The organism is Microbacterium sp. ISL-59 (assembly GCF_018613945.1).
Classification (GTDB): Bacteria; Actinomycetota; Actinomycetes; order Actinomycetales; family Microbacteriaceae; genus Microbacterium; species Microbacterium oxydans_B.
Genome location: NZ_JAGGPG010000002.1, coordinates 285,872 through 302,096, shown reverse-complemented (window position 1 = coordinate 302,096; position 16,225 = coordinate 285,872). Strand labels below are relative to the sequence as shown.

12 protein-coding genes and 1 tRNA gene are annotated in these 16,225 nt (G+C 65.2%); 11 read left to right on the top strand and 2 right to left on the bottom strand.

The window, feature by feature from the left end; translation table 11 throughout:
- Window positions 1-25 precede the first annotated feature (25 nt).
- The 9 genes from J7E45_RS05615 to J7E45_RS05575 all read left to right on the top strand — a co-directional run bounded on the left by J7E45_RS05615 (window position 26) and on the right by J7E45_RS05575 (window position 13,281).
- On the top strand, window positions 26-991 hold the full coding sequence (locus J7E45_RS05615; RefSeq protein WP_091035275.1) for an ABC transporter permease: 966 nt from the start codon (window positions 26-28) through the stop codon (window positions 989-991).
- Window positions 988-2,694 carry an ABC transporter ATP-binding protein gene (locus J7E45_RS05610; protein ID WP_215067755.1) on the top strand — a complete coding sequence of 569 codons (1,707 nt, stop codon included), beginning with the start codon at window positions 988-990 and terminating at the stop codon, window positions 2,692-2,694. Before J7E45_RS05615 ends, J7E45_RS05610 begins: the two co-directional genes overlap by 4 nt.
- Before the next feature lie 232 nt (window positions 2,695-2,926).
- On the top strand, window positions 2,927-6,430 hold the full coding sequence (locus J7E45_RS05605) for a DNA-directed RNA polymerase subunit beta (protein ID WP_091035268.1): 3,504 nt from the start codon (window positions 2,927-2,929) through the stop codon (window positions 6,428-6,430).
- 80 nt (window positions 6,431-6,510) lie between these two features.
- On the top strand, window positions 6,511-10,386 hold the full coding sequence (gene rpoC, locus J7E45_RS05600; protein WP_029261838.1) for a DNA-directed RNA polymerase subunit beta': 3,876 nt from the start codon (window positions 6,511-6,513) through the stop codon (window positions 10,384-10,386).
- A gap of 196 nt (window positions 10,387-10,582) precedes the next feature.
- A complete protein-coding gene (locus J7E45_RS05595) occupies window positions 10,583-11,512 on the top strand; it encodes a PfkB family carbohydrate kinase (protein ID WP_215067753.1) in 930 nt (309 codons plus the stop codon).
- A gap of 86 nt (window positions 11,513-11,598) precedes the next feature.
- Window positions 11,599-11,683, top strand: a tRNA-Tyr gene (locus J7E45_RS05590).
- A gap of 155 nt (window positions 11,684-11,838) precedes the next feature.
- Window positions 11,839-12,036: a hypothetical protein gene (locus J7E45_RS05585; protein WP_215067751.1), complete on the top strand. Its 198-nt coding sequence runs from the start codon at window positions 11,839-11,841 to the stop codon at window positions 12,034-12,036.
- A gap of 254 nt (window positions 12,037-12,290) precedes the next feature.
- Complete coding sequence (locus J7E45_RS05580; protein ID WP_215067749.1) at window positions 12,291-12,539, top strand: hypothetical protein; 249 nt, start codon at window positions 12,291-12,293, stop codon at window positions 12,537-12,539.
- 58 nt (window positions 12,540-12,597) lie between these two features.
- Window positions 12,598-13,281, top strand: a complete 684-nt coding sequence (locus tag J7E45_RS05575; RefSeq protein WP_215067747.1) for a DUF4145 domain-containing protein — start codon at window positions 12,598-12,600, stop codon at window positions 13,279-13,281.
- A gap of 628 nt (window positions 13,282-13,909) precedes the next feature.
- On the opposite strand, the gene J7E45_RS05570 is transcribed toward J7E45_RS05575, so the two are convergent.
- The gene (locus tag J7E45_RS05570) at window positions 13,910-14,398 is read right to left on the bottom strand and encodes a hypothetical protein (RefSeq protein WP_215067745.1); all 489 of its coding nucleotides are present in this window, start codon (window positions 14,396-14,398) and stop codon (window positions 13,910-13,912) included.
- Between the two features lie 192 nt (window positions 14,399-14,590).
- Between J7E45_RS05570 and J7E45_RS05565 the strand changes: the two genes are divergently transcribed.
- Both J7E45_RS05565 and J7E45_RS05560 read left to right on the top strand, forming a co-directional pair.
- On the top strand, window positions 14,591-14,821 hold the full coding sequence (locus tag J7E45_RS05565; RefSeq protein WP_215067743.1) for a hypothetical protein: 231 nt from the start codon (window positions 14,591-14,593) through the stop codon (window positions 14,819-14,821).
- Window positions 14,822-14,917: 96 nt separating this feature from the next.
- Entirely contained in the window at window positions 14,918-15,391 is a 474-nt protein-coding gene (locus J7E45_RS05560) for a heme-binding protein (RefSeq protein WP_215067740.1), read from the top strand.
- 93 nt (window positions 15,392-15,484) lie between these two features.
- Here the strand turns inward: J7E45_RS05560 and J7E45_RS05555 are convergent, their stop codons facing one another.
- Window positions 15,485-15,958: a hypothetical protein gene (locus J7E45_RS05555; RefSeq protein WP_215067738.1), complete on the bottom strand. Its 474-nt coding sequence runs from the start codon at window positions 15,956-15,958 to the stop codon at window positions 15,485-15,487.
- Between the last annotated feature and the right edge of the window lie 267 nt (window positions 15,959-16,225).

The following is a 16,225-nucleotide window of genomic DNA, read 5'->3' as shown; positions in this document are numbered from 1 at the left end:
TCATCGTCCGAAAGGAGGCGGTCTCATGAGCATCGCGCTCCCACCCGCCCAGGGCCCATCGGCCGAGAGCGGCGGCAACATCGACACCGTCGCGATCGCCCAGGCCGACCTCAAGAAGGGCTCCGGCGGTTTCTGGCGGGATGTGTTCCGCCGGCTCCGTCGCAATCCGACCGCGTGGATCGGCGCGGTCATCGTGCTGCTGTTCCTCCTGGTCGCCGCTCTCGCTCCGTGGCTCGCCCCGTACCCGGAGACGGCGCTGCCCGGCGCGAAGTACATCACGCCGACCTACATCCCGGGTCCGGGTGAGGTGCCGGGGTTCCCGCTGGGACTCGACCGTTTCGGCGGCGACGTGCTGTCCAAGCTCATCTGGGGTGCGCAGGCCTCCCTCATGATCGGCGTCATCTCCACCGCCATGGGACTCGTCGGCGGCATGATCCTGGGGCTCCTGGCCGGCACGTTCGGCGGGTGGGTCGACACCCTGATCATGCGGGTCGTCGACATCATCCTCTCGGTGCCGAACCTGCTGCTGGCGGTGTCGATCGCCGCGATCCTCGGGCAGACCCCGTTCGCGGTGATGATCGCGATCGGTGCCTCGCAGGTGCCCATCTTCGCCCGGCTCCTCCGTGCGTCGATGCTGCAGCAGCGCTCGAGCGACTACGTGCTCTCGGCGCAGACGCTCGGTCTCGGCCGCGGCAGCATCACGATGTCGCACGTGCTGCCGAACGCCATCGGCCCCGTGATCGTCCAGGGCACCCTGACGCTGGCGACCGCTGTGATCGATGCGGCCGCGCTGTCGTTCCTCGGTCTCGGCGGAGGCGGCCCCGCGAGTGCCGAGTGGGGGCGCATGCTCACGTACGCGCAGGCCGAGCTCGCGATCGCGCCGTGGCTGGCGTTCCTCCCCGGAATCTGCATCGCGGTCACCGCGCTCGGCTTCACCCTGCTGGGCGAAGCGCTGCGTGAGGCGATGGATCCACGCACGAGGGCACGATGAACGCCCGCGACGAAGGCGCGATGCGCGCCGCGAAGGAGAATCAGATGTCCACCGAGCCGTTGCTGGCGGTCCAGGGGCTCGCCGTCGACTTCGCCACCATGGACGGCGTCGTGCACGCCGTGGAGGGTGTCGACCTCGAGATCCGACCCGGCGAGACCGTCGCGATCGTGGGCGAGTCCGGTTCGGGCAAGTCGACGACGGCCATGGCCATCATCGGTCTGCTCGCCGGGGGAGGGAAGATCGCGTCCGGCAGCATCCGGCTCGACGGGAAGGAGATCTCCCACGCGCCGGAGCACGAACTGCGCACGATCCGCGGTCGCGACATCGGCCTCGTGCCGCAGGACCCGATGTCGAACCTGAACCCGGTCGCGAAGATCGGCACGCAGGTGGCGGAGACGCTGCTCGCGCACGGACTCGCCACGCGGCAGAATGTGCAGGCGAAGGTGGTCGAGGCGTTGACCGCCGCCGGCCTCCCCGATCCGGCGCGGCGTGCCAAGCAGTATCCGCACGAGTTCTCCGGCGGCATGCGCCAGCGCGCCCTGATCGCGATCGGCCTGGCGTGCAAGCCACGGCTGCTGATCGCCGACGAGCCGACCAGTGCGCTCGACGTCACGGTGCAGCAGACGATCCTCGACCAGATCGGCGCGATGACACGCGAGCTGGGAACGGCCGTGCTGCTCATCACGCACGACCTGGGCCTCGCCGCCGAGCGGGCTGAGCGGGTGATCGTGATGCACCGGGGCAAGGTCGTCGAGCAGGGCGAAGCGCGACAGATCCTCGAGGATCCGCAGCATGAGTACACGAAGTCGCTCGTGCAGGCGGCCCCATCGGTCGCTGTCGCCCGGCTGCAACCTCAGGCGTTCCAAGTAAAGGAACGGGTGGCCGGAGCAGACGCCTCCAGCGCGGCGGCACCGGTCGACAACATCGTCGAGATCGAGAACCTCACCAAGGTGTACCCGGTGCGGGGGCGCGGCGAGGACTTCGTGGCCGTCGACGACGTGTCGCTGGTGATCCCGCGCGGGGAGACCGTGGCGATCGTGGGGGAGTCCGGCTCGGGCAAGACCACGACCGCGCGGATGCTGCTCAAGGTGATCGAGCCCACGAGCGGACTGATCCGCTATGAGGGCAAGGACATCGCGTCGCTGAGCAAAGCGGAGACGAAGGAGTTCCGGCAGCAAGTGCAGCCGATCTTCCAGGATCCGTACTCGAGTCTGAACCCGATGTTCACGATCGAACGTCTGATCGCCGAGCCGCTCGATTTCTACAAGAGGGGGAGCAGCGCCGACCGGCGAAAGCGCGTCCGGCAGTTGCTCGACGACGTGGCGCTGCCGCAGTCGATGCTGCGCCGGTATCCGTCCGAACTGTCCGGCGGGCAGCGGCAGCGTGTCGCGATCGCCCGGGCGCTCGCGCTGTCTCCCGATCTGATCGTGTGCGACGAGCCGGTGTCGGCGCTGGACGTGCTGGTGCAGGACCAGATCCTGAAGCTGCTCGGCGACCTGCAGAGCGAGTACGGGCTGAGCTACCTCTTCATCTCGCACGACCTCGCGGTGGTGCGCCTCATCAGCGATTACGTGTGCGTGATGAAGGACGGCAAGCTCGTCGAGGCGGCGACCTCGGAGGAGATCTTCACCAACCCGCGCGACCCGTACACGCGGCGTCTGTTGGCGTCGATCCCGGGCAACGAGCTGAACATCGCGTCCTGACATCGCCGGGTCGGCCGAGCGCCGACCCGGCGATCGGATGCTCATACCGCAGCATCCGAGATTGGTCAAGGATTGAGGTTGCCATGTCGCACAATCGTGCGTATAGTTGGTAGTTGCGCTCGCTTCTCCCTGCCCTCATATGGTGGTCGGCATCTGTTGAGTTCCCGGGCGCACACTCCACCTGACGACAAAGGAATCGAGAAGCCCTGCGGGGCTCACGGAGGTTATTCCCTTGGCTGCTGCTCGCAACGCATCCACATCCACCACCACCAAGAACGGACGCGGAGCTTCCCGTCTTTCGTTCGCCAAGATCTCCGACACGCTGACTGTCCCAGACCTTCTTGCCCTGCAGACCGAGTCCTTCGGTTGGCTGGTCGGAAACGACGCCTGGAAGGCGCGCGTCGCCGAGGCCAAGAAGCAGGGTCGGACCGACGTCAACGAGAACAGCGGTCTCGGCGAGATCTTCGAGGAGATCTCTCCGATCGAGGACCTCGGCGAAACGATGCAGCTGTCGTTCACGAACCCGTACCTCGAGCCGGAGAAGTACTCGATCGAGGAGTGCAAGGAGCGTGGCAAGACCTACGCCGCTCCGCTGTACGTCGAGGCCGAGTTCATGAACCACCTCACGGGTGAGATCAAGACCCAGACGGTCTTCATGGGCGACTTCCCGCTGCAGACCGACAAGGGCACGTTCATCATCAACGGCTCCGAGCGCGTCGTCGTCTCGCAGCTCGTGCGCTCGCCGGGTGTCTACTTCGACAAGACCCCTGACAAGACGTCCGATAAGGACATCGTGTCGGCTCGCGTCATCCCGAGCCGTGGTGCATGGCTCGAGTTCGAGATCGACAAGCGCGACCAGGTCGGCGTGCGCGTCGACCGCAAGCGCAAGCAGTCGGTCACGGTCTTCCTCAAGGCGCTGGGCATGACCAGCGAGGAGATCCTCGCCGAGTTCGCCGGCTACACCTCGATCGAGGAGACGCTCGCGAAGGACACGATCGTCACGAAGGAAGATGCGCTCCGCGACATCTACCGCAAGCTCCGTCCGGGCGAGCAGGTGGCCGCCGAGGCTGCCCGCGCGCTGCTGGACAACTTCTACTTCAACCCGAAGCGCTACGACCTGGCCAAGGTCGGTCGCTACAAGATCAACCACAAGCTGGGCCTGGACCAGCCGCTGAACTCGTCGGTGCTCACCGTCGAAGACATCGTGGCCACGATCAAGTACCTCGTCCGTCTGCACGCCGGCACCGAGGAGACCTTCTCGGGCATCCGCGGTGGCAAGAAGGCCGAGATCCGTCTCGCGACCGACGACATCGACAACTTCGGCAACCGTCGCATCCGCGCGGTCGGCGAGCTGATCCAGAACCAGGTCCGCACCGGTCTGTCCCGCATGGAGCGCGTCGTCCGCGAGCGCATGACCACGCAGGACATCGAGGCCATCACGCCGCAGACCCTGATCAACGTGCGCCCCGTCGTCGCCGCGATCAAGGAGTTCTTCGGAACGTCGCAGCTGTCGCAGTTCATGGACCAGAACAACCCGCTCGCGGGTCTGACGAACAAGCGTCGTCTCTCCGCGCTCGGCCCCGGTGGTCTCTCGCGTGACCGCGCCGGCGTCGAGGTTCGTGACGTCCACCCGTCGCACTACGGCCGCATGTGCCCCATCGAGACGCCGGAAGGCCCGAACATCGGTCTGATCGGTGCTCTCGCGACGTTCGCGCGCATCAACTCGTTCGGTTTCATCGAGACCCCGTACCGCAAGGTCACCGGTGGCGTCGTCACCGATCAGATCGACTACCTGACGGCTTCCGAAGAGGTCGACTTCAACATCGCGCAGGCCAACGCCCCGCTCGATGCCAAGGGTCGCTTCATCGAGAGCCACGTCCTGGCCCGCCCCAAGGGCGGCAGCGGCGAGGTCGACATGTTCCTTCCGGAAGACATCGGCTACATCGACGTCTCCCCGCGCCAGATGGTGTCGGTCGCGACCTCGCTCGTGCCCTTCCTCGAGCACGACGACGCACAGCGCGCCCTCATGGGTGCCAACATGCAGCGTCAGGCTGTGCCGCTGCTCCGCAGCGACTCGCCGCTCGTCGGAACCGGTATGGAGGGCTACACGGCCATCGACGCCGGTGACGTGCTCACCGCCGACAAGGCCGGAGTCGTCTCCGAGGTCTCCGCGGACCGCGTCGTCGTCATGCTCGACGAGGGTGGAACGCAGGAGTACCACCTGCGCAAGTTCGACCGCTCGAACCAGGGCACGTCGTACAACCAGAAGGTCGTCGTCAACGAGGGCGACCGGGTCGAGGTCGGAGAGGTCGTCGCTGACGGTCCCGCCACCGAGAACGGTGAGCTGGCCCTCGGAAAGAACCTCCTCGTCGCGTTCATGACGTGGGAAGGCTACAACTTCGAGGACGCGATCATCCTGAGCCAGGACCTGGTGAAGGACGACACCCTCTCCTCGATCCACATCGAGGAGTACGAGGTCGATGCCCGCGACACCAAGCTCGGCAAGGAGGAGATCACCCGTGACCTCCCCAACGTCAGCCCGGAGCTGCTGAAGGACCTCGACGAGCGCGGCATCATCCGCATCGGCGCCGAGGTCCGCCCCGGCGACATCCTCGTCGGCAAGGTCACGCCGAAGGGCGAGACGGAGCTGTCGGCCGAGGAGCGCCTGCTCCGCGCGATCTTCAACGAGAAGAGCCGCGAGGTCCGCGACACGTCCCTGAAGGTGCCTCACGGCGAGCAGGGCACGATCATCGCCGTCAAGGAGTTCAACGCCGAGGACGGCGACGACGAGCTCGGCTCCGGCGTGAACCGCCGCGTCGTGGTCTACATCGCCCAGAAGCGCAAGATCACCGAGGGTGACAAGCTCGCCGGCCGTCACGGCAACAAGGGTGTCATCGCGAAGATCCTCCCGATCGAGGACATGCCGTTCATGGCAGACGGTACCCCGGTCGACATCGTGCTGAACCCGCTCGGTATCCCGGGTCGAATGAACTTCGGTCAGGTCCTGGAGACCCACCTCGGGTGGATCGCCAAGCAGGGCTGGAAGGTCGAGGGCACCCCGGAGTGGGCGTCTCGTCTGCCGGAGCAGGCCTTCGAGGCGGCTCCCGGTACGAAGGTCGCCACCCCGGTGTTCGACGGTGCGAGCGAGGAGGAGATCGCCGGTCTCCTCGACGTGACCACCCCGACCCGCGACGGCGTGCGCCTGATCGACTCCACCGGAAAGGCCCAGATGTTCGACGGCCGCTCGGGTGAGCCGTTCCCGGCTCCGATCTCGGTCGGCTACATGTACATCCTGAAGCTGCACCACCTGGTCGACGACAAGATCCACGCACGTTCCACGGGTCCCTACTCGATGATCACCCAGCAGCCGCTCGGTGGTAAGGCGCAGTTCGGTGGACAGCGCTTCGGTGAGATGGAGGTGTGGGCCCTCGAGGCCTACGGCGCCGCATACGCGCTCCAGGAGCTCCTCACGATCAAGTCCGACGACATCCTCGGCCGCGTCAAGGTGTACGAGGCGATCGTCAAGGGCGAGAACATCCAGGAGCCCGGCATCCCCGAGTCCTTCAAGGTGCTCATGAAGGAGATGCAGTCGCTCTGCCTGAACGTCGAGGTCCTCTCGGCCGACGGCACGCTGGTCAACCTCCGCGACACCGACGATGAGGCGTTCCGCGCCGCAGAAGAACTCGGTATCAACATCTCCAGCCGCTTCGAGGCCGCCTCGATCGACGAGATCTAATCCGCTGATGTGCTCGGGAGCCCCGCTCCCGAGCACACCACAGCAGACTTCTCAAAAAGAATTCCGACACAGGAGAATCAGTGCTCGAGTCAAACACTTTCGATGAGCTTCGCATCGGCCTGGCCACTGCGGACCACATCCGCGCGTGGTCGTACGGTGAGGTCAAGAAGCCCGAAACCATCAACTACCGCACCCTGAAGCCGGAGAAGGATGGTCTCTTCGGAGAGCAGATCTTCGGCCCGTCCCGCGACTGGGAGTGCGCCTGCGGCAAGTACAAGCGTGTCCGCTTCAAGGGCATCGTCTGCGAGCGCTGCGGCGTGGAGGTCACCAAGAGCTCCGTCCGTCGTGAGCGCATGGGTCACATCGAGCTCGCCGCTCCCGTCACCCACATCTGGTACTTCAAGGGTGTGCCCTCGCGTCTCGGCTACCTGCTCGACATGGCGCCGAAGGACCTCGAGAAGGTCATCTACTTCGCCGCCTACATGGTCATCTCGGTCGACGAGGATGCTCGTCACCGCGACCTGGGCACGCAGGAGAACAACATCCGTCTCGAGCTGAAGACGCTCGGCGACCGCCGTGACTCCAAGATCGCGGAGCGCCTGGCCAAGCTGGAGGAGGAGCTCGCTGCTCTCGAGGCAGAGGGCGCCAAGGCCGACGCCAAGAAGAAGGTGAAGGACGCCGCCGAGAAGGAGATGTCCCTCATCCGCAAGGGTGCCGACGAGCAGATCGCCAAGCTCGAGCGTGTGTGGGAAGACTTCCGCACACTCGAGGTCGGTGCACTGCGCCCGGAGGACGACGTCTTCCACGAGCTGCAGGACCGCTTCGGTCAGTACTTCGAGGCCTACATGGGCGCCGAGTCGATCCAGCGTCGCCTCGCGGCGTTCGACCTGGTCGCCGAGGCGGAGAACCTGCGTCTGCAGATCTCCGAGGGCAAGGGCCAGCGCAAGATCCGTGCGATCAAGCGCCTCAAGGTCGTCAGCTCGTTCCTCGAGACCGGCATGAGCCCGGCCGCGATGGTCCTCGACGTCGTTCCGGTGATCCCGCCGGAGCTGCGCCCGATGGTCCAGCTCGACGGTGGCCGTTTCGCCACCTCCGACCTGAACGACCTGTACCGCCGCGTCATCAACCGCAACAACCGTCTTCGTCGTCTGATCGACCTCGGTGCCCCCGAGATCATCGTCAACAACGAGAAGCGCATGCTGCAGGAGGCCGTCGACGCACTGTTCGACAACGGCCGTCGCGGTCGTCCCGTCACCGGTACCGGAAACCGTGCCCTGAAGTCCCTCAGCGACATGCTGAAGGGTAAGCAGGGTCGCTTCCGTCAGAACCTGCTCGGCAAGCGAGTCGACTACTCCGGCCGTTCGGTCATCATCGTCGGCCCGCAGCTGAAGCTGCACCAGTGCGGTCTGCCCAAGCAGATGGCACTGGAGCTCTTCAAGCCGTTCGTCATCAAGCGTCTGATCGACCTCGGTCACTCGCAGAACATCAAGGCCGCCAAGCGCGCGGTCGAGCGCACCCGTCCCGAGGTCTGGGACGTGCTCGAGGAGATCATCCGTGAGCGTCCGGTTCTGCTGAACCGTGCACCCACGCTGCACCGCCTCGGCATCCAGGCGTTCGAGCCGCAGCTCGTCGAGGGCAAGGCCATCCAGCTGCACCCGCTCGTCTGCGCGGCGTTCAACGCCGACTTCGACGGTGACCAGATGGCTGTGCACCTGCCGCTGTCGGTCGAGGCTCAGGCCGAGGCCCGCGTGCTGATGCTCGCGTCGAACAACATCCTGAAGCCGTCCGACGGACGCCCGGTCACCCTGCCTTCGCAGGACATGATCATCGGTCTGCACCACCTGACCACGGTCAAGGAGGGCGCAGCCGGTGAGGGCCGTGCATTCGGTTCGGTGGGCGAGGCGATCCTGGCCAAGGACGAGGGCACCCTCGACCTGCAGGCGAAGATCCGCATCCGCATCCCGGGTCTGACCTTCCTCGAGGGCGAAGCTCCCGAGGGCTACGAGCGCCACGGTCTCGTGGACGCTTCGCTGGGTCAGGCGATCTTCAACGACACGCTGCCGAAGGGCTACCCGTTCGTCCGCGAGCAGGCTGACAAGAACAAGCTGTCGCAGATCGTCAACAAGCTGGCCGAGGAGTACCCCAAGGTCGAGACGGCTGCATCGCTGGACCGCATCAAGGACGCCGGTTTCTACTGGGCCACGCGCTCCGGTGTGACCGTCGCCCTGAGCGACATCCTCACCCCGCCGAACAAGGCGGAGATCGTCGCCGGCTACGAGAAGCAGGCCGCGAAGGTCCAGTCGCAGTACGAGAAGGGTCTGACGACCGACTCCGAGCGTCGCCAGGAACTCATCAAGATCTGGACCGAGGCGACCGACGAGGTCCAGGCTGCGATGAAGGCGAACTTCCCGGAGGACAACACCATCAACCGCATGGTGTCCTCGGGCGCCCGTGGTAACTGGCTGCAGATCCGGAACATCGCCGGTATGCGTGGTCTGGTGAACAACCCCAAGGGTGAGATCATCCCGCGTCCGATCATCTCCTCGTACCGCGAGGGTCTGTCGGTTGCGGAGTACTTCATCGCGACGCACGGTACCCGTAAGGGTCTGGCCGACACCGCTCTGCGTACCGCCGACTCGGGTTACCTGACCCGTCGTCTGGTGGATGTCTCGCAGGACGTCATCATCCGCGAAGAGGACTGTGGCACGTCGAAGGGCCTCGAGCTCCCGATCGCCGCTCCGAACTCGCAGGGCGAGCTGGTGCGCGACGCGAACGTCGAGAACTCGGTGTTCGCTCGTACGCTGGCCTCCGACGTGGTCGACAGCAAGGGCGAGGTCCTCGCCTCTGCCGGCGACGACGTGGGTGACGTGCTGATCGACAAGCTGGTCGCTCTGGGTGTCGAGACCATCAAGGTGCGCTCGGTCCTGACCTGCGACTCCGCCGTCGGTGTCTGCGCGCAGTGCTACGGCCGTTCGCTCGCGACGGGTAAGACCGTCGACATCGGCGAGGCCGTCGGCATCATCGCGGCCCAGTCGATCGGTGAGCCCGGTACCCAGCTGACGATGCGTACCTTCCACACGGGTGGTTCGGCATCGGCCGATGACATCACGCAGGGTCTTCCCCGTGTGCAGGAGCTCTTCGAGGCGCGTACCCCCAAGGGCGCGTCGCCGATCGCCGAGGCCGATGGCCGCATCGCGATCGACGAGACCGACAAGGGCAAGAAGGTCATCCTCACGCCCGACAGCGGTGAAGAGCCGGTCATCTACCCGGTGCTGAAGCGTGCGACGCTTCTCGTCGAGGACGGGCAGCACGTCACGGTCGGTCAGCCGATCCTGGTGGGCACGCTCGACCCCAAGGAGATCATGCGTGTCATGGGTGCTCGCGAGGTGCAGCGTTACCTCGTCGGCGGCGTCCAGGGCGTGTACCGCTCGCAGGGTGTGCCGATCCACGACAAGCACATCGAGGTCATCGTCCGTCAGATGCTCCGCAAGGTCACGGTCGTCGATCACGCCGATACGAACCTGCTGCCGGGTGAGATGGTCGACCTCAAGCGCTACCAGTCGATCAACCGCGAGACCGTGGCAGAGGGCAAGCGCCCCGCGTCGGGCCGACCGGAGCTGATGGGTATCACGAAGGCGTCGCTCGCGACCGAGTCGTGGCTGTCGGCCGCCTCCTTCCAGGAGACGACCCGCGTGCTCACCGAGGCTGCGATGCAGGGCAAGCGTGACCCGCTGGTCGGTCTCAAGGAGAACGTCATCATCGGTAAGCTCATCCCCGCCGGAACCGGTCTCTCGAAGTACCGCGACGTCACGGTCGAGGCCACTGAGGAAGCCAAGAGCGAGCGCTACCCGAACCGGATCTTCGCATCCGACGGTGCGTACGCTGACGGCGACTTCGGCTACGTCGACTTCGACGCGTTCTCGACGGACGACATCACCCCCGGTACTTACAACTGAGTACTGAGTGATTGAGGAAGGCCCCGGGGTTCGCCCCGGGGCCTTCTTCGTACCCTCGATGATGTGGTGGGTCCCGCCGAGTGCACGGCTTGCTGCCGAGCGCACGGCATGTTCGCGCGGATAAGCCGTGCACTCACCACGAAGCCGTGCACTCGGCGAGGGGGCGACGGGGAAGCGGGGGCGGTAGTGTCGGCGGGTGAGCAACGAGACATCTTCCGCCCGGTCCGTGGTCGTGATCGGCGATGCGTTGATCGACGAGATCCACGATGCCGCGGGGGTGCGTGAACTGGTCGGCGGGGCCGCGTTGAACGTCGCCGTGGGCCTGCGTCGACTGGGGATCGAGACGACCCTGATCGCCATGGTGGGCGAAGATGAGGCCGGCGCACACATCCGCGAGTACCTCTCCGACCAGGGGGTGCGTCTGATCTCGAGCGAGGCTCCACTCGGCTCCTCCCGCGCGATCGTGCGACGGGCGGCGAACGGTGAGCCGGAGTACGTCTTCAACGAGGCGGCCCGGCAGCGCAGCATCCGGTACTCGGACGCGGCGCGAGCGGCGATCGCGGATGCCGGGCTCGTCGCGATCAGCTGCTTCCCCTTCGACGTGCCGACAGAGGTGGAGTCGCTTGTCGATGCTCTCGCCGATACCCATGTCGCGGTGGATCCGAATCCGCGCCTCGGGATGCTGCGCGATCGCGTCGAGTTCGTGCGCGGGTTCGAGCGACTCGCTGCGTCGGCAGTCATTGTCAAGGTCGGCGCCGACGATGCGGCGCTCCTCTACGACGGCGATCTCGACGGACTGCGCAGGCACCTTCGCGAGATCGGCGCCGCTGCGGTGCTGGCGACCGCGGGGGCCGATGGCGCCACGCTCGACACGGAAGCGGGCATCGTGTCCGCGCCGATCACCCCGCTCGCCGGTGACGTGATCGACACGGTGGGCGCGGGAGACGCGACGCTCGCAGCCGTTGCTGAAGGGCTGGTTTCCACCTCGCCGACCGAGTCAGGGGAGTGGCGGGTGCTCCTTCTCCGCGCCATGGATATCGCGGCCGCGACGTGTCGCGCGGAGGGCGGTCTGCTGCGCACTCCGGAGTCGTTGGCAGACGCCCAGCGCGGGGTCTGGGGCAGCTGACGGTTCGATTTCTTCGACCCGTCTCGGGCAGGTATGCTTGTCTTTCGTGCCCCCGGTTGGCTGTTCAAGTCGGACGGGTGCGCTCTGGCGAGTTACCCAAGCGGCCAAAGGGATCTGACTGTAAATCAGACTGCTCAGCATTCGGGGGTTCGAATCCCTCACTCGCCACCACCACCACACCAGAAAAGGCCCGGAATCACTGAGATCTCTCAGCGTCCGGGCCTTTCTCGTTCCCTTGGGCAGCCAGCGCATCCCCGGTAGGTCCCCGGATGCGTTGCCCCGCTAGGCTGTGCCGCAGAGAGCGCCAGTTTCACTTGGAGGTAGAGTTGCCACTCATCCCGCAGCAGGACATTGTCGTCGTTGAGGGACCGTACACATTGGCCAAGGGGCAGAGCACTCAGAACGCTGCTGTGCAGAAGCTGCGCCTGGCATTAGCCAGCTATCCCGACTGCCGGATCGTGTCGGTCACCGGCAGCGGCGTCATGCATGGTTACAACCTCACCGCCGTGATCGAGACGGTATGAGCTACGAGCGCCCACTAAACGAGCGTCCTGCTGCAAGGCCTTCAGTACCTGCTGCCGCAAACAGTTCAACCCCCGAACCCCCAGCGAAGAAAAGGCTTGGGTGTTTCGGTATTGGGTGTCTTGGCGTAATCGGGGTTGCGGTCGTGCTTGGAATTGCGGCCGCTATTGGCTCCCAGATCAGTAAGTCTCCGGACGGGGCGAGCGGAGGGAGTGGCACCTCCTCCAGCAGTACTGATCCAATCGAGCAGGCTCGTGTGGTGCTCGGCGGTGCTTACACGTACGAGCAGGTCAAGCAGACGACTGATGCGGCTTTGACGGCGACCAACACAGCCGTAAATGACGAGAATCGGTCGCGAGCCTGGAGCTCGGTTCTCTCGGTGACCAAGGAACTCAACGCGCGGCCGATGGACGTGATGCTCTGCGTGACGGACTACGGGCCGATCGCGAACATGAAACTCCCGGATGCCGCTGCGTTGTGCGCTACAGAGATTCATCTGGGCTAGCAGCATGGAGTGCCGCGCATGAAGATGCAATGTCAGGCGTGTGGTCCATGATGTGAACATGGCAAACCCGACCGACGACGTACTCACAATCGGTGCCCACAGCAGCTTCGGTAAACATGAAGACCGGGCATACGCCCGCGGCACCTGCCCAAGTTGCGGAGCCTTGCAGTTCATTGTGATCGCTGTGACCAAGAATCGGGATCGAATCTGGTTGCGGTGCATCAGTTGCAAGCTCGCGATCGCGGTCAACGAGGGCATCGCCTCACCTGCCCAGAAGCCGCTACGCGTTCCGGCAGGGCTCCCAGGCGAAGAAGCCAAGGTTTGGGACGAGATTCGGGAGTGCTTGGGTGTTGGCGCCTACACGGCGGCGGTCATGCTCTGTCGAAAGCTGTTGATGCACGTCGCTGTCGCCCACGGGCTGCCCGCAAAGGATGGGAAGGACCGTGCGCCGAACTTCACGCAGTGCGTTGACCACCTCGTCGTGGAGGGCATTGTGACCAAGCGCATGGAGCCATGGATCGATCGCATCCGTGAGGTAGGCAACGAAGCAAACCACGAGATTTCGCCAGTCGGGAAGGACGCAGCGTTGGACGTTGCTACCTTCACTCAGAAGCTTCTGGAACTGGCGTACGAGATGGACGACACGATGGTCAAGGCAGACCCGAACCCGGAGGACGCTACGGAAGACTCGACTGACGAGACCGGAGCGATCGGTGAGCCGGTCCGCAGTATCAACATCTAGTTGCGGGCGAGGCTGCGTGGTGGCTGCAGTGGCGCAATTGCATCCAGAGCGTCCAGGCGGCTCATGTCGTGGTCTGCGCTGAACAGGTGCATATAGGTCTTGTGGGTGAGCTGGATGTTCTCGTGCCCCTACGGTGTGGATGATATATCCAGCTGCGGCGCAGGCGCTGGCGTAGTAGTGCTGGAATGAGTACCAAGGCAACTCCGGTAGGCCGCGCGCTTCGCCGCGCAGCAGATCCAGTCCTCGGCGAGGAGTGTTGCGGGTAGGGCTGGAGCCCTCGGCGGAATCCGCGGAGGCTGCCTGCAAAGTAGATCCTTGTAGTTCTTCGGCGAGGGCCCAGACAGTCTTGGTGCCTGTAGGGTTGAGGCCGACGAGATCAGAGGATTATCTTCTGATCTCCGGAGGATCACGAGAAATCGGGCAGCCGAGGTCCGCGAAAAAAACGCGACGAAGTGAGTTTCACGAACAACCCACCATCGTGAAGTGCTCTCGGATCTCGCGGGTGATGTTCTTGTAACTTACCCAGATCGAGATGCCGCAGAAGAGCCGCCGGGATTCTCGGCGGCTCTTCTCCTTTTGCTGGCGTCGCGCAGACGGCTCGACAAAGCCGTTCTTGGCTCGGTCCGCGCTACGTCAACCGCGTCGGCTCTCGACTTCCGCCACGGGACGCACGTCCACCCGATCCCTGTCCCCGCACCGGCCGAACTGCCTGCACGGCCAACAGCACAAGCAACGGCATGAGGTGGAAGGCCGCGAGCGTGGCGGCGTCGCGAGCGATGCCGTTGAATGGATCCCCTTCGTCCAAGGGGCCCGCAGAGGCTCCGTTCAAGAGCACGTATCCGAGGATGGAGATGGCGAGAGTGCCCAGCGCGACGAGCGTGACCGCGATGCTCCGTGTTCGCAGCGGAGTGTCCCGCTTCTCGAATGCTCCACTCAGGAAGAGCAGCGGAAGCGTGGCGAGCAAGGTCACGGGGATGCTGCCCATCTGCAGGATCGCGAGCCAGTACAAAGCGGCCCCCACGGTGGGCGACGGCATGTTCAGCACGCTGCTGAGCTGCGCGCACGTTCCCCCGATCCACGAGGCGGCGATGACGCAGATCCAGACGATGGCGGGCATGGGATGGGCTCCTTATCCGTCGAGTCCCCAGGACTTACGAGAATTGTTCCAGATGTTGTTGACGCAGCCGCAGCGGGCAGTTTCTGCGGACGATGCGTGCGTCCACAGCAGTAGGTCCGCCTGCAGGGGGATGCGTGGTCGTGACGCGTGTGGTGTCGTGGGACCGTCTGATCGATGCTTCGAGGGGGAGAAATGAACGTTCGCAGTGTTCCGCGGTTGCGGCTGGTGCTCCGGCTGGTCACCGTCGTCGCGCTCGTCGGAGTCGGCGCTGCCGTCGTCTGGTTCGGGTTCGCTGTCGCCGATACGTCCGGCGTGCAGATGGCCGCGGCCAGCGCGATGTTCGCGGCCTTGGCCAGCGGGTGGTCGGCCGCTTTCGCGGTCATCAGAGCGAAGATGAGGGCGGGTGAGGCAGCTTCGGCCTGACGGGGGTGTTCGGTCTCTGAGCCCGCGTCGAAGTGCTCTGCACCTGGTCGGCGCCCGCTACAGTCTGAGGCGAACCACCTACGAGAGGCAGCACCGATGGCCGATGAAGCAAGGCTCGCCCAGCTCGAGAAGGAACATCTCGATCTCGTCCTGCGGCGGTTCGATCGCAAAGACGCATGGGAGCTCGGACGTGCCATCGCAGAACGGGCACTCGCAGCTGGTCATCCGGTCGCGGTCGACGTGCGCACTTCGTCAGGGATCCTGTTCTGCGCGTCGCTGCCGGGCGCGACCGCCGATAACGACTCCTGGGTGCAGAAGAAGGCCGCGACGGCCCTCCGCTTCGACACCAGCACCGCGCTGCTGGAAGCGCGTATCGAGAACGGCGGGCGCGACATGCACGAACCGGGGTGGCTCGATCCCTCCGAATACGCCGTCGCCGGCGGTGCTGTGCCCATCCGCGTGGAGGGCGTGGGTGTCGTCGCGGTCGCGACGATGTCGGGGTTGCCGTCTGCAGAGGACCACGACAACGTCGTCGACGGCATCCGCGGGCTCGGACTCCTCGCGGGATAACGCCTCCGGCCCCGCTGCCGGTCAATGCTCGGGCGGCGTGACGCAGAGATGGTCGGCCCGCATCGGCGGGCCGACCAACTCCTCTTGACCGGATCAGCGCAGCTTGACGTCGATCGTCTCGGTAAACGGGTCGATGTCGATGTTGGTCGTGATCGCGTAGCCGGAACCGGACGCGCCCGTGGGGCGGAACTGGATGCGGATGTTGGTGATGTCGTTCGCGGTGATGATGCCCGTGATCGAGCCGTCGGGGTTGGTCGTGACCACGATGCCGATGGCGTTGGTGAGCACCAGGGTGACGCCGAGCTGCGGAACGATCGTGACGTTGGTGCCGGCGGGGAGCAGGGCGAGGTTCCCGTCCGCGTCGCTGCCCTCCACCGTGAAGTTGGTGACGTTGCCGCTGACGACGCTCACGGTCGCGCCGGTCGCCCAGAACGTGGCGGGCGGTGCCGTGGTGGATGCCGCAGCCAGCGGAGTGGCGACCGCCACGGCGACGACCGGCACCGACCACGCTGCGCCCTTGACGAGTGTCCGGCGCGAGAGGCCCTGGGTGTCGAGTTCTTCCTGCATGTTCGTTCCTTATCCGGCTCAGACGAGCCCTCTGTTTCGTGGGCTCTCTGTCGTCCCTCGGTAAGGAGTCGAAACGCAGGCGGATGTGACGCGAGGAGGCCATGTAAGCCGGTCCACGTCGCTCTCGCGGCCATTCCGAAACTTTTTCCTCGGCATCGCGTCACTTTCGGGAACCGCCGGACTCCTTCCAGGTGTATCGACGCACAGGCGTCCACACCGGAGGCATCGGCGTCCAATCGAGGGGATTCGGAACAGATGAATGAGAAC